Source organism: Desulforhopalus sp. (assembly GCA_030247675.1).
Taxonomy (GTDB): domain Bacteria; phylum Desulfobacterota; class Desulfobulbia; order Desulfobulbales; family Desulfocapsaceae; genus Desulforhopalus_A.
The window spans coordinates 1-22,344 of record JAOTRX010000005.1; the positions used below are offsets into that span (position 1 = coordinate 1).

Sequence of the window (22,344 nt, forward strand, 5' to 3'; positions counted from 1 at the left end):
GCGAACTCCGATGGAAACCCTTGTGGATGGAAAGACAGTATGGCAGGATAAAAACTTGAACTGAATTTGATCTGACAGACACCTGCAAAAAACTGGTAACTGTCAGATCAAGTCGTAACTACTACACCTAATCGTTCCTAATAGCTTGGTGAAGGGGTCTGGGAATGAAGGTCGAAATTGTTTATAGGAGTCTATACCGCTTAAGCTTTTGTGCAAGGCATTGCCTGGTCAAACAAAGCTGTTTAGCAGCCTGAGATTTATTGCCGTTAGATATCTTCATAGCTTTCTCAATTAGTTTTTTCTCTAGGTAAGTCACGTGCTCGGGAATGGAGAGAGAGGTGAGAGCAGGACCGCCATTGCTGCCAGGAATTTGACTGAATTCTTGAAGGGGTGAAGAACACTGCGAGAGGCGAATTATCTCATTATCGGCTGTTAGAGCGACAAGTCTTTCGACCTCCCGGATCAGTTGGCGCACATTGCCTGGCCACTGGTATTGTTCAAAAAGATCCAAAACATCAGTGTCAAATCCTGCGACATTCCTGGCGTAACGAAGGTTGGTCTGTTCGAGAAAATGAAGTGCCAATGGAAGGATGTCCTCCCGTCTCCTACGAAGTGGTGGGACTGTGATTTCAACAGAGAAGAGGCGAAAATACAAGTCTTCACGGAATAGGCCTTTTTTGACCAGTACTGAGATGTCTTTGTTCGTGGCGCAAATAAGGCGCAAATCATAGGATATGGTTTTATTGCCTCCCAACCTTTGACCTTCTTGTTCCTCTAGGGCGCGCAGTATTTTGGGCTGAACGGTAAGCGGCATTTCGGCGATCTCATCAAGAAACAAAGTACCACTGTCCGCATCTTCAAATTTTCCTTTTCTACTGCTGTCTGCGCCTGTAAAGGCCCCCCTTTCGTGTCCAAAAAATTCGCTTTCGACGAGACTTTCAGGAATGCAGGCACAGTTGACCGGGACAAACGGTTTGGTTTTTCTTGCGCTCTGTTCGTGAATCATGCGGGCAATAAGTTCCTTCCCCGTACCGTTTTCACCGAGGATCATGACGTTTATCGGAGTGGTGCTTACCACCTTGACGAGATGGAGCACTTCACGCATAGCCGGGCTTTCAGCGATGAAGAGTTTTCCCCGAACAGAGCTCTGTCCGAGTCTGTCCACTTCCTGGCCCAGAAAATCGGCTATATGAAGGATTTCCTGGTTAAAAGCGGTTGATTTGATAGAGGTAGAAAGGATATAGGCGACTTCTTCTAACTGTAATCGATCATCTTCAGAAAACACTCCTCTATCCAATTTGTTCAATAATTGTACAGCACCAAAAACTTGATTATCATCCTTTGCTTTGATAGGGCTACAAAGCATGCTGTGGCATGCAAATCCTGTTTGTTCTGCAATTTGTATGTGATAGCCCTGGTGACTGGTTAGGTCATTGTCAATGACACTTTTCCCTGTGGATATAACCCTGCCGACCACACTGCCATCCATTGGCGGAACAATTCGTATTTCTTCCAGCCCCGTACCGAACATTGAGCATATCCGGTTTGAACCTATTTCCATAATGAAAATAGTGCAGCGCTCCACCCTCATAAGTGTTGGTAGTATCTTTGTGTAAAAGATTACCGATTCCTTGTGGTCGTCCAAAATTCTTGAGGTGGACACTTGGGCTAAACGCTTACGAAGGTGGCTGATTTCAGTTTTTATTGGCAGCATCTTGGAGGAGGTGGTTGAGTTTGTTGTGTAAAAGCTATTAACAACATTGTTAATTGATTTGATATGGCTTGACACCTTCAAAGGGTGAAAGTGTTGATATGCATTAACATATTAAATAGATTGTTTAATCTATTAAGTAGATGATAAAAAAATGACAGATATATTAACAAGCTGGTTCCTTCATGTGTAATATATTTTACCACAATTGTAAAAGGTTAAAGAGAAAAGGATAACCGAGTCAGAGGTAACATATATTTTATTTACTTGTATTATCAGGCTGTTGTTGGGTAGAAGAGGTGTCCTTGATATGGTTGGCATGGAAAATGCTCTCAAATTCGTCGTGGTGCAAAATGTATCATGAAGAGAATCACAACATCGTAACCAGTTAGGAATGAAGTTGGGGGGGACCCGCCGATTTCCTGCCAGCAAATTGATAAAAAACACCGATGGATTTAATAAAAAATTCAAAATCCGGCGGATATTTTTTGTTCTTTGCTGTGTAACCATGAATCCGCAAATGGCGACGCTTTGTTCGTCATCAGGAAAAGGGAAAATGAACAAAAAAAGCATGTTAGTAAAAGAACACGAAAAGCTACAATTTCGCGAAGTGGGACGGGGGTTCATTGTAACGAAGGCCGTCTCAGGGATGCCTCAGGGAAGAAAACTCGCAAAAACCTATTTGGATCAATTCAATCGGCGACATGTCCAAATCGATGGCAACATCGAATTGCTCAAAGAACACCATTGCTATTTAGGGGCAGATTAGTCTCTGTTATTTTTTGGTTCTCGTTAACCGACTTTTTCCAAGAGATTATGTTTTTTATTAATGCGGTGGAAAAGTCTGACTGAGGAGATCTTGTTTCGTTATACAAGGCCACAACCAGATGACTTGTCTTGAGAGGCTATCAAGGAGTTATTCGCAACTCGGTGAACGCTCCTCCCTGAGGAGATCGGTAACGAACCATTGCCGAGATATCGCCGCTCAATGGACTCTTGAGCTTAATTGATAGAGAAAGAATGCCGTCTTTGGTTTTTTTGAACAGCCATTTGACTTTACCTTCGGCCTTATCTATTTTCCTCGCTTGCGGTGAGGTACTTATAATCTCGTTGCCAGACGCAATATGTTGTTCGACTATGAGATTAGCTGGGGCAGGATTTGGGATGGAGATGTTCAAAATTATTTCAGTCTCGGACGAGAAAAAGTATTTTCCGGATACCAGGTTGTCTACAGCATAGGCCGGAACGGACCATGATGCGGCCACAATTATAGCATAGAGGAGTATAGTTTTAGGGTGGCACCAAGTTGTATGTGAGTTTGACAAGGGGTGTTCTCCGTATAACCAAATAAACAATCTTTTTTACCGGCCCGAATTACTTTAAAATTTCGATCATCTGAGTCGATTCATTCCACTTATACCCCGATCCCAGCCACATTTTCTCTATCATATTGATATCCAGATTGATTCCCTCAATTTCATTGTAACGGTCATGTACTGCGAGAATTTCACTGTCGCTGATGGTGTTGTCTTTATCAGTATCGGCCCAGTGGTGATGACCTATGCGCACTGAACTGCTTCCTCCTATCGGGGGGGCAGTGTTTGGATCGCCACTTATTGCGGCAGTACCATGAAAGCCAATTTGTTCGTCTTTCCCGCCATTTACGCTGATAACGTAGGCAAATACAGCGGTTTCGTTAATTTTTTTTAGCCATTTGATGGTATCCTTTTTTTTGCTGCCTCCCGAAATCTCCGGCGATATCTTTAAAACTGTCGCATTTGCCGGTAGATTCTCTCTAATAACGACGGCAGTTGCTTTATCCGCTGGGCCACCGGTAATTCTGATGAGCACGGGAAAGGACTGTCCCGCGATACAGTGCTCTGGCGCGCTTCGTTCGGCGGTGATAACAAGACGGGGAGAAGAAGACAAGGAAAACCAGGCAAAGGTCGCAAAGACTCCGAGGAGCGTCAAGGAGAGCATCAAAAGGGGCCAGACTTTATAAATGCCGGATTTTTGCTTTTCGGCGGATAATGGCTGCGAAGCAGTAGACTGGGGGGGAGGTGCGGCGATTTCGGCTATAATTTCATTTTCAAGGATATCCGCCAGCTGAACGTTGAGTGCTTCCGCTAGCTTTATACCGTTTTCCTTTTTAATGCTTGGATAACGCCGGTTCTCCCACCTTGAAATAGTATCGGTGGTGACATGAACGGCAGTAGCCAAATAGAGTTGCGTCAATCCTTGCTCTTCACGCAGACGTTTGATTTTTGCCCCGTCAACGTGCACCATACTCATTGGGCCAGGCAGCGGATGATCTGTCATCAAAGATTCTGGGTTTAGAGAAAGAGGCTTTAATAGAAAAACTCTCTCCGGGCATCAGAGTTCCACACATAAAAAGTTGGGTTCTCTACACGAAGGAGTAGAATGTTCTGCTGTTTCTGTACAAGCAAAACTTCCATAGTTACCGCTATGACAGAGGTGCGGATTGCATTCAATCGCACCATATATACCAATTTCCGTAAATCCAAGAAAGAAATAATTCCAGTCGATTATGTCGAGAGTCTAATGGTGTCAGGATGGGTAGCTTGAGTTCATGTATTCGATTTCTTTTCTTATGTTACGAGGGAATTAGAATACTCAAGAAGATTTACGGGAAATGGCACTTACCAATCAAGGCGCAGAACATTATCAAGCGGATCGGATTTGACAATCAATACTTTAACACACATATTCGGGCTTACAGCTTTACCACCTGGTGGTGGAAGGTCTATATCCATGAGAATATCGGTGAGCAGAAGATTTATTCTTTTTGGGTTGGTTTGGATTACCAAGGCGTCAACGTACTGCCCCTGTCGGTCGGCCAAATATTTAAGCAGCCAGTAACGTTGGCGTTGTTGGCGAACGATTTGCGCGGCAGTCAGGGTTCGAGTAAGAACCGAATTGAAATCCTTGCACATTTCCTCAGTAAAACAAGGTTCTTTGCGACGGATAATGGAATTTAACTGGTGCTGCATAACCAAGTCAAGGAGCCGGCGGATCGGTGATGTGACAGTTGTGTAATGTGACACGCCGAGGCCGCTGTGTGATTTTGCGGTAGTTGACAGCTCGCCGCGCGGAATGTTTTTTCTCTGCAAGGTGTTTTGGAACAGATCATCATCTTCTCCAAAAACGATTCTGTTTTGGAGGACCGGCTGTGATCTGAAGAGCCCAGGTACCATACGATCAGCGACATATTTTGCGGCTTCGCTGTTGGCCAGAATCATCATTTCCGACACTATTGTTCTTGCCGGGGTATCACTCTTTGAAAGGTTGACATGCACTTTGCCTTGATGATCAACAAAAATATTAACATCGGGAAATGGCAGAAGGAGCGCCCCCTTTTTCAATCGACGTGATCGCAGTTTCCGGCGGAGCATATCAAGTAGGCGGATCTCCTTGTCTGTATCAAGCATCCTGTCAACTTCATCATAGGTGAGTCGTCTCTTTACTTTGATGATTGATGGAAATATTCGTACTTTCAGAATTTCTGCGTCTGCTGAGAGCAGGATCATAAAGCTTAAAGCGGCACGAGTTTCATCCTGTATCAGGCTGCATATTCCCTGAGAAAGATGGCGGGGCAACATCGGTATCTGGCCCTCCGGGAAATAGATTGAGGTGCCTCTATGCATGGCCTCAAAAAAGAGTGGATCACCGGGGCGGACATAATGGGCTACATCTGAAATATGAATACCAACCAGATAGTTGCCATCTTGTTCCACGACTGTTAGTGCGTCATCGAAGTCAAGGGTTGTCGGTCCATCGATGGTGATAGGAGAGAGATAGGTAAGGTCAGTTCTGCCTGGGTCATCGAATAATTCTTCCTGCCCTCGCTGGAGGATAAGTTCGGCCTGTTGACGTGCAGCCAGGGAGAAATTGACGGGTAGTTCCTGCCGGAGGAGAGCAATATTCTCATTGACTGACCAGATGCCGGCCTTGACGAGCAGATGAAAAGGATCGTGCGGTTTGGTGAGTCCTGCGGTTTTCAATAATTTTTGGGCGAGATCCGCCTCAGTTGCTTCATTACCAAAAAGATAATAGTCACGAATAATTTTCAGAGTTTCCTCCTCCAACTCTCCAAGTTTTTCAGGAGCGGAGTTGGAAGTGAATAGTGCAGTGAAAAATTCTGCACCTTTTTCAATGAGTTGTTGTCGCTTCGCCTCCTTATTCAATTGTGTCTGCAGTTGTTCAACTTTTTCCGGTTGGTTGGCAAGAATCAGACCTTCTTTGTACTTAAAGAAGAGTTTGTCCTCAAATACACAGCGAAGGAGGGCGGAAATGGAATCATCATTGGCAATTTCGCCAAAGGTCAATTCGGCAAGAAAGGCGGGAGTGAAAGAATGAGGGCCATCTTCAGAGATTACTTCCCACACTTCTCGCAAATTGACGTTGTTCATCAGAGAACAGCGTTTTTCAAAGGCCTCGCGCAGCTGTTTAGTGAGGAGTTCTCTGTTTTCACTGATAGGGTGTGTTTGGTTTGAACAATGAATAACCCGGGATACTGGCAGATTGAGTTCTCGGCCATTTTGGTTGATCAAGCGAAGCCGTTTGAGCTGGCTTTCGACCACCAAGGCGCAGACAAATTTACCATTATCAAGGTATTCTATGAGTTTCCCGGCGACAATCATCGATCCTTAAACCGTTCCAAGCCTTTTTGCCCAAAAGTATTATTTTTATTCCGCATATCTTGGAAATGGTATAAAGCTGAGTTGAGCAGCTTGTCTGCTCAAAACGAAACTTATGCCCTTGCGGTATAAGTACAGGTGAAAGGTCGTATAGTACATAAACAGTACGTTTGCTTCATTTTGATAGTCTCTAAGACAAACGTCAGACAGTATAGTGTGGAATGAAATTTTGCCCACACTTATTCTTCTTCTCTCCATATTATCTTAATTATTCTATGAATCTTTCGGAAAAACCAGTCAAATCAGGGATGGTGGCCATTGTTGGTCCGCCAAATGCCGGGAAATCAACCTTAATGAATCATTTTCTTGGCCAAAAAATTTCTATTGTAACTCCTAAACCGCAGACCACAAGGAACCGAATTGTCGGGATAGCAAATGAAGAAGAGTACCAGATAGTATTTCTTGACACACCAGGACTTCACCAATCCAGGGAGCCCCTCAATATAGAAATGGCGAAGATTGCCATGGACAGTTTAACGGAGGTCGATCTTGTCCTTTTTTTGCTCGATGTTTCACTTCCCCTTCCGAAAAAACTCAAGGAAGAGAAGCAAGCTGAGCTGTTCTCCTATTTTCAAAAGATAAAATCGCCTGCCGTAATGGTTTTAAACAAAATCGATCTTATCGACCGAAAGCTGGTCCTTCCGATGATCGAGGCATACGCCAGTTTGTTCCCATTTAAGGCAATTATTCCAATTTCCGCTCTGCGTGAAGACGGCCTGGAGGGTTTGCGCAAGGAGATTCTTGATTTGTTGCCTCTTGGACCAAGGTTATTTCCTGAGGATATCCCAACCGACGCTTCTGAACGGTTCCTTTGCGCCGAAATTATCAGAGAGAAAGTGTTTCTCCTCACGGGACAGGAAGTTCCATATTCAACTGCAGTTCTCATTGAATCTTTCAAGGAAGATGAGTCAAGGCAACTGGTGACTATTCATGCCGCAATTATAGTCGATAGGGATTCGCAGAAGGGTATTGTTATTGGCAAGGGCGGGCAGAAATTGAAAAGTATTGGAACGGCAGCACGAAAAGACATGGAAACGTTACTTGGCCAAAAGGTTCTGCTGAAACTTTGGGTAAAAGTTCACAGGAACTGGTCAGAGGACAAGCGCTTTCTCAGGGAACTTGGCTTTTAGTTTTCGCTCTTGTTGTATCCCGAGAAGAGAGTAAGGCTTTTCAAGACATTGAAGGCAGTGCGCAATTGATTGTCTTGCTGGAGGCGTTCCTCCAATTTAGGCGCAATATTCTCTCCTTTCTTGCCTTTTTCCTGCAATAAACCAGGCAGATGGTTGGATAGATCGGCCTCTTTCATAAGTTTTTTATCGGTCTTTGGTTTTTCCGGTTGAGCGCAGGCAACGAAGGGCACCTCGACATCAGGCGTAATTCCAAGAGCTTGGATAGATCGATCGTCCGGGGTGTAGTAGGTGGCCGTCGTCATGCGCAGGCCTGCACCGTCCGGCAGAGGAATAATTGTTTGCACTGAGCCCTTGCCAAAGGTTTGCATGCCGACGATTATACCTCGTTTATGGGCCTGGATAGCCCCGGCCACGATTTCCGCTGCACTTGCCGATCCTTCGTTGACCAAGAGAACCAGCGGGAATTGGCGCTTCTCACCGCTGGCATGGGCGGTAAAGACTGTATTTTGATCTGGCCGGCGACCCTTGGTGTAAACTATTTTGCCCTTTTCAAGGAATATGTCGGCAATACTTACGGCCTGATGTAATAATCCACCGGGATTATTGCGCAAATCAAGAATGAGACCGTCTATTTGCCTTTCGTTCTTTAGCTGTTGCAATTTTGTTTTGAACTCACTGCTGGTATGGCTTTGGAATTTGGTGATCCGTGAGTAGACGAGGCCCGGGGAGAGAAATTCTGCCTTTACCGACTGAATTGGAATTATTTCTCTTTTAATGGTCATTTTTTTTAACTCGTCCCATCCCTCTCTGTAGATCGACAGGGTCACTGAGGTGCCTGCCGGTCCCCGAAGTTTTTCAATTGCATCATAGGGAGCCATGTTTTTGGTTTTTTGACCGTCGATTTCAAGGATTATGTCATTGGCTTTAAGGCCGGCTTGATCGGCAGGGGTATCGGCAATAGGGCTGACGATTGTTAAAAGATCGTTTTTAATCGTCACCTCAATGCCGATTCCGGAAAATGATCCCCGCGTTTCATCTTGCAGGTCTTTGAAGCTTTCCGGGGCCAGATAAGAGGAGTGGGGATCAAGAGAATAAAGAAGCCCCCTGATTGCTCCATTGAGAGCCTCTTTCGTATTGATTTCTTCAACATAATTCTCCTGGAGTATGCTCAGTATATTGGAGAAGAGTTCCAGCTGTTTATAGGTGGTTTCCTTGTCTGCCTGAGAAATCTCAGCAGATGCTGGGGGACTCAAAGACAACAGGCTAAGCAACAGGAGAACGGCGGAAGAAAAAGAATATTTATTTGAGGTGAACATAGCGTTCCTCGAGGTTAAAAAAAATAGTTCATTGAACAGGACTTCCTTTGTCAGGCGGAGCTGTGGATTGCTCAGTTGCAGTCCTTAATCTGTTAGGATTTAGCCAGATGAGTGGGTCCAGTGGTTGGTTGGAGTGGCGAACCTCAAAGTAGATACCTTCGTCAAAGAGGGTAGCGGTGCTCCCTACTATTCCGATGGCTTCATCACGTTTTAGCTTTTGTCCCTGGGTAACGAGGATTTTTTCGATTCGGGCAGTTACGGTGTAATACTGAAAACCATGGTGTATTATAACAGTGTTGCCATAACCACGTAAGTATCCAGAGAAAATCACTTCCCCATCACTAACGGCGACAATATTGGTCCCATCAGGCGCCTGCAGTTCGATGCCAAGAGATTTTCTTGAGATTCCGAGCTTATTAACCTTTTCTTGTTGGAAAAGGGTGATGAGTTCGCCGTCCACAGGGGGACGGAGATTGCCTTTGTTGGCTAGAAAATTCTGGTCTTCACTTTGGTTTTTGCTCTTTATGGCAACGATGGACTTCGTCAAATCATCGGAGGCCCGTTGCATTTCTTCCATCGCTTGCTTGTGAAGCTTTGTCTGGGTACGAACTTGGGTTAGGAGGATATGTTTTTCCGTCTTTGCCGCCTCTAAAACCTCTTTTTCGGCAATTGCCTGATTGATAAATTCCTGGAGAACCGATTTTTCTAAATCAAGAGCTGATTTTACTCGCAGAAGCTCTTTGATGGTGTCTCCATACACGCGAAGGAGATTCTGGTCATATTTTATGAGTACATCAAAGGCGTCGTGGAAGGTAAGAAGTTCGGGAAGGGTCTGGGTGGAGAAGGTTACATTGAGAAGGCCAATATCACCCATGGTGTAGTATGCGGAAATTCTTTTTTTCAGATGTTCTTCTACTCTGCTTTTGTCGTCACGAATCTTTACCAGAGCTTCCTCTTTCTTATCGATTAGAGCTTGTTGATTGCGCATTTTTTCTTCCAGCTCTGAGAGCTTGTCCTGTTGCTGGATAATTTTATTATCAAGGATCTCAAGCTCATCGAGGATATTTTGTTCCTTGATCTCCGTCTCAGTGATTTGATTTTCTTTGGTGAGGATTCCCTGTTGGAGACGGCGGATTTTTATCCTGAAGCTACCAATTTCCTTGCTCTCGGAAATATCGTTTTCTCCGGCGAAAAGGGTCGTAATCGGCGAACACAGCCAAGAAAGGATGATACAGGCAATAAAAAGGCATAAAAACGGCAGAGGTTTTCGTCGGCAGAGGGAGGTTCGGCTGATACCCGCGGTGATGCAAGAAGCGCTGAATCTCATAGTTCGAACGAAAGGAAGAGAGAAATGGCTCAAATACGTAAAAACTTCTGCATGGTCGAATAGCTGCCAACAGTGCAGAGGAGTATTGAAACGCAGATAATGGTTAAACTGACCACAGGTGGAAAGAATGAAAATTCAAAAAGATTGAGAAAACTGGGGCCGGAAAATCGTAGCTTTATCCATTTATATAGAATGAAAAGCGAAACTATCCCAAGACTAGAACCAATAATCCCTTGGAGAACTCCCTCAAGCAGGAAAGGAGTTCTGATATAGTTATTTGTAGCGCCGACAAGCTTAAGCAGTTCTAGCTCATCCTGTCGGCCTAGTATAGTGAGGCGGATGGTGTAGGCTACCATAAAGATGGTCGTCAGGATAAGCAGGGTGCCACTGAGAAGAACGATAATCGATAGCAGCTTGGTGAAATAATAAAATCTCTCCACCCAATCTTGTCCATATTGCACTTTGAGTGTACCCGGGAGGCGCGAGAGATATGCTGAAAAAAGCTTTACCTGATTGAGGCTCCGCAAATTTTTCAGGGGAATGACTTCAATTGAAGGAGGCAGGAAATCCTTCGGCATGTCATTAAGGACGTCCTGATTTGGCCCGAGTTGGCGCTCAAAACGCTGGTATGCTTCCGCTCTTGAAATGAAACGGATTTTTTCGACCTCGTCAAAGGTGGTTATTTTTTTCGTCAGCTGTTGCTGCAGTTCAGGGCCTGCTTCTTCTTCGAGGTAGACAATGAGACTGAGGTCGTCTCCAAGTTTTTCCCCAAAGGTTAGCATGTTAGCATAAATAAGGTAGAAAAAGGCGAATATCAAGACCGAGAGACTGACGGTGAGCAGGGTCATCAGTTGCGACGCCCATGTCTGACGGATATTGCGGCCAACCTGCCTGAAGACAGTAAACCAAAAACTCATATGAGTTCTCCGGAGATTGAGTGTAGTCGACCTTTGCGGAGTTCCATTACTCGGTGCGAGGTGTGGCGATAGATTGAATCATCATGGGTGGCTATAACGATAGTTGCCCCGGCTTTATTACATTTATTAAGAAGATTCATAACTCTTTCGGTGGTTATTGCATCGAGGTTGCCAGTTGGTTCGTCGACTAAAATCATTGTTGGCGAATTGGCGACAGCTCGGGCAAGTGTAACTCTTTGCTGCTCTCCCCGGGATAACTCACCGGTAATAGTGTCATGTTTGTCAGCAAGGTCGAGTTGGTCAAGCAGATCACGCACCCGCTTTTTGATGATTTGCGGTTTTTTGTAAGATACCTCCATAGAGATTGCTATATTTTCGGAGGCCGTTCTGTTAGTGAGCAACTTGAAATCTTGATACGCTACACCTATTTTCTGCCGAAGTTTAGCAAGGTGGTATCCTTTCAGCTGGTTGATTGGTCTTCCGGAAATTTCAATGAGGCCATTGGTTGGCAATTCCATGCTGCAGAGTAATTTGAGCAGGGTCGTTTTGCCAGCCCCGCTCATTCCGATGACAAAAAACATCTCGCCACTGGCTATTGACAGGGAAAGGTCTTTTAAGGCGGTAACATCGGGTGGGTATTCTTTCGAGACTTTAATCAGCTCGATCATTATCTCATTGTTGTTGTTCGAATTTGTCTTCATTTTTCAAACGTATGAAACAAACAAGATTTTTGACGCAGTATGCCGCGCTGGGCGCAAAACAATCAACCGTATGTGGGGATGGCAAGAGCGTTCCTGGTTTGATGGAGCAAGGTACTCTATTTTAAGAAAAATTGGGAAAAAATAAAGCATTTCCCGATGAAAGGTAATTCTATCAATAGTTGGCCAAGAAACTTTGGCGAAAAAAGACAATTTCCCTATGTGTAGGCTTTGCTTGCCCCTTGATGCTTGGCAATCAGACCTACAAAACGTAGGGAATACATGGGGATAATCTCGATTAAGCTGACTATGGGTGATGGCGTTTGAATCATGTTTCCGGGTGGCGGCGGTTCCTTCGATCATAGCCATAAGCGGCGAATTTACACTTGCAACTTAGCCTGCAGTTGGTATTGTTACAGGTTTCGCAGTTGACCTGATATAAAGAAATTCTATAAGTGAGTCGCGGAATTGAGGATCAAATACCTCTAACCCGATTAGCGAAATATATGAAGGAGAATGACATGGATTACAGGGAAACCCTTAATCTGCCGCAAACCGCCTTTAATATGAAGGCAAATCTTGCCCAGAAGGAGCCTCAGGTTCTGAAAAGATGGGACAAGGAAAATTTATACCAGCGCATTCAGGAAACAGCCCAAGGCAAACCGCTCTTCGTTCTTCATGACGGGCCTCCATATGCCAATGGCAATATTCACCTGGGTACTGCCTTTAATAAAATACTCAAGGATATCATTCTCCGATCAAAAAGAATGGCCGGTTTTAACGTTCCCTATGTTCCGGGGTGGGATTGTCATGGTCTGCCGATAGAGCATAACGTTGACAAGGAACTTGGCGAGAAAAAGAACACTATCCCTAAACTGTCAAAACGCAGTGCCTGTCGCAAATACGCTAATAAATGGATAAAAATCCAAAAAGAACAGTTTAAGAGACTCGGTGTTTTAGGTGATTGGGATAAACCGTATCTCACTATCGATTATTCGTACGAGGCGGCCATCGCCAGGGAATTTAACACCTTCCTACACTCAGGGGCAGTAATTCGCAATCGTAAGCCAGTTTATTGGTGTACCACCTGTACCACCGCTTTGGCCGAGGCTGAGGTTGAATATGCCGATCATACCTCGCCTTCCGTGTACGTTAAATTTGCGGCAGGGGAGGATTTTTCCGATATCCATCCATCCCTGACTGGCGGCAAGGTTTTCTTCGTTATCTGGACGACCACCCCCTGGACCCTTCCAGCCAATCTCGCCATTGCCCTCAATCCTGAATTCATTTATGCGGCTGTGGCTGTTGCCGGTGAGATCTGGATCGTGGCGAAAGATCTGGTAGAAAATGTAATGGCCGCAACGGAGATCACGGATTTCAAGATACTAGGCACATTCGTCGCAACGCCTTTTGAGCATCGTAAATGCCGGCATCCTTTTATGGACAGAGAATCTGTCTTGGTGCTCGCTGACTATGTCACCGCCGATGCCGGTACCGGCTGTGTCCATACCGCGCCTGGGCACGGTGCGGACGACTATCAGACCGGCCTGAGATACGGTCTGGATATCCTGTCGCCGGTTGACGACAAGGGAATATACACTAAAGACGCCGGACCCTATGCCGGACAGCAAATACCGCGGGTTAATAAGATAATAATCACCGACATGGCGGCCTCTGGAGCACTGTTGAAGGAAAGTGCCATCAGACACAGTTATCCGCATTGTTGGCGGTGCAAAGAACCGGTTATGTACCGGGCCACGCCGCAGTGGTTTATTTCCATGGAAAACAATGGATTGCGGACAAAGGCCCTGGCAGCCATAGAGACCGTGCAATGGACTCCGGCTTGGGGCATGCAGCGCATCTACTCGATGATTGAAGGTCGACCTGACTGGTGCCTTTCCCGCCAACGAAGTTGGGGCGTGCCGCTCACAGTGATTAGCTGCCGATCTTGCGGTGAGATCGTCAAGTCAACGGAGCTTGTTGAAAAGATAGACGAACTCTTCAGAAAAGAAGGGGCTGATGCCTGGTTTAGCCATCAACTAGAAGATTTTATAGGTAATGATACCACCTGTCGAAAGTGTGGCTCAAAAGAGTTTGCCAAAGAAGAAGACATCCTCGATGTCTGGTTTGACTCCGGGGTGAGCCATGCCGCTGTTTTAGAGGAGCGAGAGGAACTGTGCTCGCCGGCGGATCTCTATCTGGAGGGTAGCGACCAGCATAGAGGCTGGTTCCATAGCTCCCTGTTGGCCTCTACCGGAACCCGAGGGCGTGCACCCTTTAAAGGTGTTTTAACCCATGGATACGTCGTCGATGGTCAAGGGCGAAAGATGTCCAAATCGGTTGGAAATGTCGTTGCTCCTGGGGAGGTAATTGAAAAATATGGCGCCGAGATTCTCAGGCTGTGGGTTGCAAGCGAAGATTACCGCGATGATGTCAAGGTTTCCGACGAAATTCTCAAGCAGGTTTCCGATTCCTATCGCAAGATTCGCAATACAATTCGCTATTTCTTAAGTAATCTAAATGACTTCGATCCAGGAAAACACCGGGTTGCAGACAGCGAACTGGCTGAGATTGATCGATGGGCCCTGGCCAAATTCGAGGAACTGAAAAACAAGATCACCCAGAGTTATGAGCGGTATGAATTTCACGCCATCTATCAAGGGCTGAACTATTTTTGCGGCACCACCATGAGTGCCTTCTATCTCGATATCTTGAAAGACAGGCTGTACACCTCAGCCCCCGATTCAAGGGCAAGACGGTCGGCGCAAACGGTTTTGTATGATATCCTCGATGGCATGTTACGTCTGATGAGCCCCATTCTCTGTTTTACCGCCGCAGAGGCTTGGAATGTCCTCAAAGGGATTGGCGAGAATGGACCTCTTTTGCAGGAGATTCATTTTGCTGAATTTGCCCCAGCAAAGTCTATCGATTGTGACGAGCAAATGATGGAAAAATGGGCGAAACTTATCAAAATTCGCTCAGAGATTACCAAGGCCCTGGAAATAGCCCGTCGTGACAAAGTGATTGGCCATTCTTTAGAGGCAGAGGTTCTCATTGCCGCTGAAGGCGAGATGGTCGGTTTTCTCAGTGGTCATTGGGACCTTATCAAAGAGATATCGATAATCTCGGAATTGGCCATGGCCCAAAAGGACAGCCCCGTTACCGGTATACAGTTTGCAAGCGATGAGATCCCCGGAATGGTGATTCAGGTGCATCCGGCCCGGGGAGAGAAATGCGAGCGCTGCTGGATACGGTCGACAACTGTGGGGACGGTCACAGCCCATCCGGCAATTTGTGAGCGGTGCGCCAGTGTGCTTGCGGAAATGCAGCTGTAGGAGAGGAATAATTCGTGGTGTACATCGCTTGCATAGTAAGTGCAATTGTCCTTGACCAACTGACCAAGGCGTGGGTTATCGGTTACTTGCGGTTATATGAATCCGTGGAAATCATCCCGGGCTTTTTTAATCTGGTATACGTGACGAACACCGGCGCCGCATTCAGTATGCTCGCCAATTTCGATTCACCGTGGCGGCATTATTTTTTCCTGGGGATTGGACTCATTGCACTGATAGGTCTTACTGTCGCCTATTGGAAATTACGAAAAGTCAGCAGGTATTACTCGCTGGCATTGGCCCTTATCGCCGGCGGAGCTGCGGGGAATCTTATTGATCGTGTGCGCTTTGGAGCGGTCATAGATTTCCTCGATTTTTACGTTGGCCGTTATCATTGGCCGGCGTTCAATGTCGCTGATTCGGCGATTTGCGTTGGAGCCGGATTGTTTCTTGTCGTCAATTTCTTTGAAGTCAGAAATCAGGAAGTGAGGAAGTCATAATGAAAATAGCGGTTCTGTTTCCCGGTCAGGGGTCACAATTCTTAGGAATGGGGCAGGAATTTATTAAAGATGATCCAGCCAGCGCTGACCTTATGGCCATGGCTGAGGCAGTATGTGGTTTGAAGCTCGGAGCCCTCATTGCCGATGGTCCAATGGAGGAGCTCACCAGAGCGACAAACCTTCAGCCTGCTATCACTATAACCAATCTGATTTGTTGGCAGAGATTACACAATGAACTTGGCGGTCAAGTCGCAGTGAGCTGCATGGCAGGTCACAGCCTCGGAGAATATTCCGCCCTCTGTGCCTCAGGGGTTATCGGGGTTGAGGACACCATTCGTTTGGTTGGGGAACGTGGCGCCCTTATGGAAAGGGAGGGAAATAGTAATCCAGGTGGAATGCGGGCGGTGCTTGGCTTGGACAGTCAGACCCTAGATGCAATCATTGAAGGGTATAAAGGGGAGGGGGTTGTTACTGCTGCTAACCATAATACCCCGGAACAGATTGTCATCTCAGGATCTCTTCCGGGATTGGATGGGGTAACGCGGCTAGCTGAAGAGAAAGGTGCCCGGGTAATCCCGCTAAATGTCAGCGTTGCAAATCATAGCCCACTGGTTGCTGCGGCTATACCCGATTTCAAAAATTTTATGAGAAGAATTACCTTCAATCCCCCAAAAATTCCTATCTATTTTAATGTTTCAGCGAAGGTAGACAGCGATCCAGAGACCATTAAAGACATGATGGCCAGGCAAATTGCCTCGAAGGTGCGTTGGTGTGAGATTATTGAGTCCATGCTAGCAGATGGTGTCGATACCTTTATCGAGGTCGGACCCAAGGCGGTTCTCAAAGGGATGATAAAGAAAATCGCCCCGAAAGGGACAAAGATTACGGCATTGCAATTTGATTCGCCGTCTTCTTTGGCGAGTTGCCTTGAGGCTCTTCGCAAGGAACAGTAGAAACCTGTCGTTAAGAGAAATAATCATGGTCTGTGGCTCCAGGTGAAATGAGATGGACGGAACCGGGGTGATTAAAAAAGCACTTCAACAGATTGTATCCGGCCGGCAACTCGGGTTCGAGCAGGCTCTGGAACTGGCCTTGCTGGGCAACTCACTGCCGACTGCGTTGTTTCAGGCGGCAGACGAGGTGCGAAGGCATTTTCATCATAAGGCTCTTGACCTTTGCTCAATCGTCAATGCTAAATCAGGCAGATGCAGCGAAGATTGTAAATTCTGCGGACAATCCTCCCATTACCAGACCGCGGTTGCTAACTATGACGTCATCGCCGGCGAAAAGGCCATTGCTCTTGCCAAGGAAAATGAGGCACACGGTGTCAAACGATTTTCCCTTGTGACCGCCGGTCGAACGGTAACTGATGACCATCTTGAGGAGTTTAGTGCTATTTACCATGGCTTGCGAGAGAAAACCACGCTGTCGCTTTGCGCCTCTATGGGCTTTCTGACAAAGGAGAAGGCCAGAAAAATAAAAAAGATGGGGGTGACGAGATATCACTGTAACCTTGAGGCCTCTAAAAGCTTTTTCCCTCACGTCTGCACTACCCATACCTGGGATGAAAAGGTGGCAACCATTAAGATAGCCCAAGAATCCGGTATGGAGGTTTGTTCCGGGGGGATTATCGGAATGGGCGAAAGCCTCGGCCAAAGATTGGAGCTGGCCTTCGAGTTACGGGAATTGGGAGTGACTTCAATTCCTCTGAATATTTTGACCCCCATTAAGGATACCCCGTTTGCCCATTTGTCGCCGCTCACAGTTGACGAGGTTCTTATTTGTGTGGCGATGTTCCGACTTGTTAATCCCTTGGCAGTAATTCGACTTGCCGGTGGCAGAAATCTGCTGGGGAGCGAGCAGCATAAATGCTTCACCTCCGGGGCGAATGGCGCGATAGTTGGTAATTATCTGACCACTATCGGCAACAACCTCACCGAGGATATTGCGATGTTCAGATCGCTGGGATTTTACCTGGCCGACAATATACAAGGTAGGTAGGAACTGCGTGGATAAGAAGAATTCCGAGCTGTTGCTGTTTGACCGACACCATATCTGGCATCCCTATACCTCTATCGACAATCCACTGGAAGTGTATCTCGTCGATTCCGCTGAAGGAGTACGGATTCGCCTTGCCGACGGACGGCAATTGATCGATGGAATGGCCTCCTGGTGGTCGGTCATTCATGGTTACAATAATCCTCACCTCACAAGTGCTGTTCAGGGGCAGGCGGAACGCCTTTCTCACGTCATGTTTGGGGGCCTTACCCATAGGCCGGCAATCGAATTGGCGAAACTATTGATCGATATTACCCCCCCCGGTCTTGAACGGGTTTTCTTCTGTGATTCAGGGTCGGTAGCGGTAGAAGTCGCAATGAAAATGGCGATCCAATACGCCTATGCAAAAGGACGTACAGGCAAGAATCGGTTTCTTACTCTTCGCTCTGGCTATCATGGTGATACCTTTCATGCGATGGCGGTTTGCGATCCGGTATGTGGCATGCACCAAATCTACCGGGGGGTTTTGCCACAGTACTTTTTTGCCGATGCACCGCGTTGTCGTTTTTCTGACGAATGGGATGAAAGCGATATAGATTCCTTTCAAAACACACTCAAGCAAAATCACCAGGTGATATGCGCGGTTATCCTTGAACCGATAGTCCAGGGCGCGGGGGGGATGCGGTTTTACCATCCCGAATATCTGCGCCAGGTACGGCAGCTCTGCGACGATTATCGGGTCCTGCTGATTGCCGATGAGATTGCCGTCGGTTTTGGACGAAGCGGCACAATGTTCGGCTGTGACCATGCCGGCATATCGCCGGATATTCTCTGTCTCGGTAAGGCCCTTACCGGCGGCTATATGACCCTTGCCGGGGTGCTGGCAACCGAAGAGATCGGCCACGGCATCTCTCAAGGAGAACCCGGAGTGTTTATGCATGGCCCGACTTTTATGGCCAACCCCCTTGCCTGCAGCGTTGCCGTTTGCTCTATCCAGTTACTTCTTGCAGGTGATTGGCGGAAGAATATCGCACGCATTGCAAGCGGTCTACGGCAGGGTCTCGAACCATGCCGGAGCATGCCCGGAGTGGCTGATGTGCGGGTGCTTGGGGCGATCGGTGTAGTGGAGCTTGAGAGACCGGTGGTGATGGCCAGAATTCAAGAAATGTTTGTTGAACACGGGGTTTGGATACGGCCGTTTGGCCGTCTTGTGTATGTCATGCCACCATATATTATTAGCGATGCAGATCTGCGAACCCTGACAAGTGCACTTTGCCGGGTCGTAGCTCTGGAGGTATCGGCATGACCGATTCCTATTCGGATTCTCTGGCAAAACTTCAGGAGGGTGGAAGGCTCAGGACCTTAAAGCCTCTTGTCGGCCGGCATGGGTGCCGGATAACTTTTAAAGGCCGGGAGATGCTCAATGTAACCTCCAATGATTATCTCGGCTTGGCCGGTAATAAAGGTCTCCATCAGAAATTTTATTCTCATTTAGACAAAGATTCTATCCTGGATGATTTCGGCCTTGGGGCGGCCTCATCGCGGCTGCTGACCGGCGATAGCACCAACGCCCAGGCGCTTGAAGATACCTTGAGGAATGCCTACCGCAGAGAAGGGTGCCTTCTTTTTAATTCCGGATATCATGCGAATATCGGGATCTTACCAGCATTGCTCGGCAAAAATGACCTCATACTGTCCGACAAACTCAACCATGCCTCGATTGTCGATGGCATGCGCCTTTGCACGGCGCAGCATAAACGCTACCGCCATTGCGATTATAATCATCTCGCTGAACTATTGCGAGAATACAGGAGCGACTTCAACCGGGTGGTTATCGTCAGTGAGTCGGTCTTTAGCATGGACGGGGATGTGGCCGATCTTTCCCGGCTTGTGGCCCTGAAGGAGCAATACGGTTGTCTGCTTTACCTTGATGAGGCGCATGCAATTGGGCTGTACGGTGCTTCTGGACTCGGGATGGCCGAAGAACAGGGGCAGTTGTCGGGCATTGACCTCCTGGTAGGGACCTTTGGCAAGGCCCTGGCATCGATTGGGGCCTTTCTATTGTGTTCGGCAGTCATTCGCGACTATTTAATCAATCACAGCCGTTCGCTTATCTTCACCACGGCCTTGCCCCCTGTCGTAATGTCTTGGAACCATTTCGTATTTAAAGAAATGCTCGGCTACAACAAACAACGAAATGCCCTCAAGGCACTGTCGGTAGCTTTTCGGCAAAGTCTTCGGGATAATGGTTTGGTCACCGGCGGATCGACTAATATTGTCCCGGTGATGCTCGGTGATGATGCATTGGCGGGGAAATTAGCCGACGCCATGCAGGACAAAGGGTATTTGATCTTTCCGGTCAGACCGCCGACGGTACCCGAAAAAACCTCGCGCTTTCGTATATCACTCACTGCTGATATGCGCTGGTCCGATATCGCCGCCATGGGTTCCGACATTGCCCAGCTGATCCAGCGTTTAAAGCATTAATATCCGAAAAAAAACGATGCAAACAGAGTGGCTACACCAGGGAATAGGATCCGAACTGATTATCTTCTGTAATGGCTGGGGGATGGATGGCACCCCTTTTCAGCCGCTTGCCAGCAGTGCCTATGACGTCTACATGCTCTATGATTATCGGGAACTTGCTCCACCCGAGCCTTTACTCCCTATTATAGAAGGGTATAAACGAGTCTATTTGATAAGCTGGTCTATGGGGGTATGGGTGGGACAAAAACTGTTTGCCGATATGGCCGGTCTTTTTTCTCGAATTATTGCCATAAATGGCACACTGTGTCCCATAAACGACAAGCTGGGAATTCCAGGAAAGATTTTTCATGAGACCTTATCCGGGTTTAACGAAACAACCCGGATGAAATTCTATCGGCGTATGTGTCGGGAAAAAACCAATCTGAAAATGTTTTTAACACGGCAACCGCAACGATCGCATTTAGATCAGCGTGCAGAATTGGCGTGTCTGGAGAGTACTGTCGATTGTCTTTCGCCAGACCAATCTATATATCGGGAGATTATTGTGGCCGAATATGATTGGGTGGTGCCTTCGGAAAACCAGAGACAATTTTGGTTTGGTAAACAGGTCACCGAAATTGCCGGATTCCATTTCCTCTTCTATCTCTGGCAGAGTTGGGATCATCTACTGACATTTGCTGAGTCTACAGTGAAAAGGTAACTATACTACCCGGGTACTGCATTTTGGAAAAGCGCCATACAGAGCATCCTGATAAGGAGCTGGTTGCCAGCTGTTTCAAGGCCAGTGCGACAACCTACGACGGAAACGCCGTTGTGCAAAGGGGCATCAGCCGGAATCTGGTCAAGCTACTGTCGCAATTTACCAATATAGGCTACTCTCGGGTCCTGGAAATCGGCTGCTGCACCGGTATACTCACGGAGATGCTTTGTGAATCAGCAGCTATCAATACCCTTTTTGTAAATGATTTGGTGCCGGACTATTGCCTTCATACCCGAGAGCGCATTCTTAGACGAGTGAAGGCTGTGCAACTGTATCCCGGTGATATTGAAAAGGTTGTGCTCCCACATGATCTTGATCTGGTTGTCTCTTCCTCTACCCTCCAGTGGATTGCTGATCTGCCAAACCTTATCTACAATATTGCGGCGGCTTTGCACCGCAACGGCCACTTGGCCTTCTCCATTTTTAGCCCAGGAACGATGGGGGAGATAAGTACCCTTACCGGTCGAGGCCTTCACTATCATACCGGTGAAGAACTTGCAGCCATACTGGCTAAGGATTTTAATGTGCTGTCTGTACACGAAGAAAAAATGCAGCTGGTTTTTCCTTCGCTGCAGAAGGTGCTTCAACATATCAGGCAGACCGGAGTAGGGGGCCTTGGGAAAGTGCGATGGAATCTGCGAGAGTTACGCGATTTTGAGCGACGATATACCGCTCAATACGCAACGGAAGAAGGTTTGCCGGTAACCTATAACTCGATTTTTGTCGTGGCGGAGAAAAGGAAGGAAAGAATTCGATGATTGAGGCGAAGGTATACTGCGTAAGTGGCATAGACACTGGCATCGGCAAGACCATTGCCACAGGGCTCCTCGCCTGTTCCTTTGCCATTCATGGGGTGAAAGCTATTAGCCAGAAGATTGTTCAGACAGGATGTCTTGGCCTGAGTGAGGATATTCTTTGTCATAGGCGACTAATGGGAATTGAGCCTTTGCCCCTGGATTATTCCGGCCTGACTTGTCCCTATGTCTTTCCTGTTCCCTGTTCCCCTCATCTTGCAGCGAGACTGGCGGGACAGGCGATAGACACTTCGGTTCTCCGCAGGAGCATAGCTGAGCTCGGGAGCCAATATGAGGTGATCTTTCTTGAGGGGGCAGGAGGCTTGGCGGTACCCCTTACCGAAGATTACACCTTTCTCGATTTTGTAACAGAAGAGAAATATCCTCTTATTTTGGTGACTTGTGCGCGTCTTGGGTCGATTAACCATACCCTTGCCGCCTTGGAGTTGGCATACCATAGAAAGATCAAGGTCGAAGCGCTTATATACAACCGGTTTTTCGACACTGATCAGAGAATTGCCCAGGATTCTCGGGAGATATTTGCGAAATATTTAAAAAAATATGGGTTCCCTGGTCGGATTATTGATCTCCATCCCCTTGATCAGTATGATCAGAAAGGAAAACCAGACGATTTATATACCTGTTTTTTGTAACTG

General features: G+C 47.0%; 19 protein-coding genes. 11 read left to right on the forward strand and 8 right to left on the reverse strand.

What is annotated here, in order from left to right; all coding sequences use genetic code 11:
• Positions 1-181 precede the first annotated feature (181 nt).
• Positions 182-1,591: a sigma 54-interacting transcriptional regulator gene (locus OEL83_11510; GenBank protein MDK9707665.1), complete on the reverse strand. Its 1,410-nt coding sequence runs from the start codon at positions 1,589-1,591 to the stop codon at positions 182-184.
• A gap of 676 nt (positions 1,592-2,267) precedes the next feature.
• Here OEL83_11510 and OEL83_11515 point away from each other — a divergent pair.
• Entirely contained in the window at positions 2,268-2,480 is a 213-nt protein-coding gene (locus OEL83_11515; GenBank protein ID MDK9707666.1) for a hypothetical protein, read from the forward strand.
• Positions 2,481-2,619: 139 nt separating this feature from the next.
• On the opposite strand, the gene OEL83_11520 is transcribed toward OEL83_11515, so the two are convergent.
• The 3 genes from OEL83_11520 to OEL83_11530 all read right to left on the reverse strand — a co-directional run bounded on the left by OEL83_11520 (position 2,620) and on the right by OEL83_11530 (position 6,372).
• Positions 2,620-3,036 (reverse strand): hypothetical protein, encoded by a 417-nt coding sequence (locus OEL83_11520; protein ID MDK9707667.1) that lies wholly within the window; start codon positions 3,034-3,036, stop codon positions 2,620-2,622.
• Between the two features lie 49 nt (positions 3,037-3,085).
• Entirely contained in the window at positions 3,086-4,030 is a 945-nt protein-coding gene (locus OEL83_11525; GenBank protein MDK9707668.1) for a helix-turn-helix domain-containing protein, read from the reverse strand.
• Between the two features lie 341 nt (positions 4,031-4,371).
• Positions 4,372-6,372 (reverse strand): RNB domain-containing ribonuclease, encoded by a 2,001-nt coding sequence (locus tag OEL83_11530; protein ID MDK9707669.1) that lies wholly within the window; start codon positions 6,370-6,372, stop codon positions 4,372-4,374.
• A 218-nt stretch (positions 6,373-6,590) separates the two neighbouring features.
• Here OEL83_11530 and era point away from each other — a divergent pair, with 218 nt between their 5' ends.
• Positions 6,591-7,559 (forward strand): GTPase Era, encoded by a 969-nt coding sequence (gene era / locus OEL83_11535; protein ID MDK9707670.1) that lies wholly within the window; start codon positions 6,591-6,593, stop codon positions 7,557-7,559.
• Here era and OEL83_11540 read toward each other — a convergent pair.
• From OEL83_11540 to ftsE, 4 genes are all read right to left on the reverse strand, one after another.
• Positions 7,556-8,875: a S41 family peptidase gene (locus OEL83_11540; GenBank protein ID MDK9707671.1), complete on the reverse strand. Its 1,320-nt coding sequence runs from the start codon at positions 8,873-8,875 to the stop codon at positions 7,556-7,558. The two genes, era and OEL83_11540, sit on opposite strands and share 4 nt — an antisense overlap.
• A gap of 28 nt (positions 8,876-8,903) precedes the next feature.
• Positions 8,904-9,863 (reverse strand): peptidoglycan DD-metalloendopeptidase family protein, encoded by a 960-nt coding sequence (locus OEL83_11545; GenBank protein ID MDK9707672.1) that lies wholly within the window; start codon positions 9,861-9,863, stop codon positions 8,904-8,906.
• 368 nt (positions 9,864-10,231) lie between these two features.
• Positions 10,232-11,119, reverse strand: a complete 888-nt coding sequence (ftsX, locus tag OEL83_11550; protein MDK9707673.1) for a permease-like cell division protein FtsX — start codon at positions 11,117-11,119, stop codon at positions 10,232-10,234.
• The gene (gene ftsE, locus OEL83_11555; GenBank protein ID MDK9707674.1) at positions 11,116-11,820 is read right to left on the reverse strand and encodes a cell division ATP-binding protein FtsE; all 705 of its coding nucleotides are present in this window, start codon (positions 11,818-11,820) and stop codon (positions 11,116-11,118) included. The genes ftsX and ftsE overlap by 4 nt, the downstream gene beginning before the upstream one ends.
• Positions 11,821-12,338: 518 nt before the next feature.
• Here ftsE and ileS point away from each other — a divergent pair.
• The 9 genes from ileS to bioD are packed head-to-tail and all read left to right on the forward strand — an operon-like array spanning position 12,339 to position 22,341.
• A complete protein-coding gene (ileS, locus tag OEL83_11560) occupies positions 12,339-15,152 on the forward strand; it encodes an isoleucine--tRNA ligase (protein ID MDK9707675.1) in 2,814 nt (937 codons plus the stop codon).
• A 14-nt stretch (positions 15,153-15,166) separates the two neighbouring features.
• Positions 15,167-15,649, forward strand: a complete 483-nt coding sequence (lspA, locus tag OEL83_11565) for a signal peptidase II (GenBank protein ID MDK9707676.1) — start codon at positions 15,167-15,169, stop codon at positions 15,647-15,649.
• Complete coding sequence (gene fabD / locus OEL83_11570) at positions 15,649-16,602, forward strand: ACP S-malonyltransferase (protein ID MDK9707677.1); 954 nt, start codon at positions 15,649-15,651, stop codon at positions 16,600-16,602. The genes lspA and fabD overlap by 1 nt, the downstream gene beginning before the upstream one ends.
• A gap of 52 nt (positions 16,603-16,654) precedes the next feature.
• Entirely contained in the window at positions 16,655-17,650 is a 996-nt protein-coding gene (gene bioB, locus OEL83_11575; protein ID MDK9707678.1) for a biotin synthase BioB, read from the forward strand.
• Between the two features lie 7 nt (positions 17,651-17,657).
• On the forward strand, positions 17,658-18,953 hold the full coding sequence (gene bioA, locus OEL83_11580) for an adenosylmethionine--8-amino-7-oxononanoate transaminase (protein ID MDK9707679.1): 1,296 nt from the start codon (positions 17,658-17,660) through the stop codon (positions 18,951-18,953).
• Complete coding sequence (locus OEL83_11585) at positions 18,950-20,134, forward strand: 8-amino-7-oxononanoate synthase (GenBank protein MDK9707680.1); 1,185 nt, start codon at positions 18,950-18,952, stop codon at positions 20,132-20,134. Before bioA ends, OEL83_11585 begins: the two co-directional genes overlap by 4 nt.
• Positions 20,135-20,150: 16 nt before the next feature.
• On the forward strand, positions 20,151-20,834 hold the full coding sequence (locus tag OEL83_11590; protein ID MDK9707681.1) for a DUF452 family protein: 684 nt from the start codon (positions 20,151-20,153) through the stop codon (positions 20,832-20,834).
• Between the two features lie 23 nt (positions 20,835-20,857).
• Positions 20,858-21,652 carry a malonyl-ACP O-methyltransferase BioC gene (bioC, locus tag OEL83_11595; GenBank protein MDK9707682.1) on the forward strand — a complete coding sequence of 265 codons (795 nt, stop codon included), beginning with the start codon at positions 20,858-20,860 and terminating at the stop codon, positions 21,650-21,652.
• Positions 21,649-22,341, forward strand: coding sequence for a dethiobiotin synthase (gene bioD, locus OEL83_11600; GenBank protein MDK9707683.1), 693 nt, complete (start codon positions 21,649-21,651; stop codon positions 22,339-22,341). The genes bioC and bioD overlap by 4 nt, the downstream gene beginning before the upstream one ends.
• Positions 22,342-22,344 lie beyond the last annotated feature (3 nt).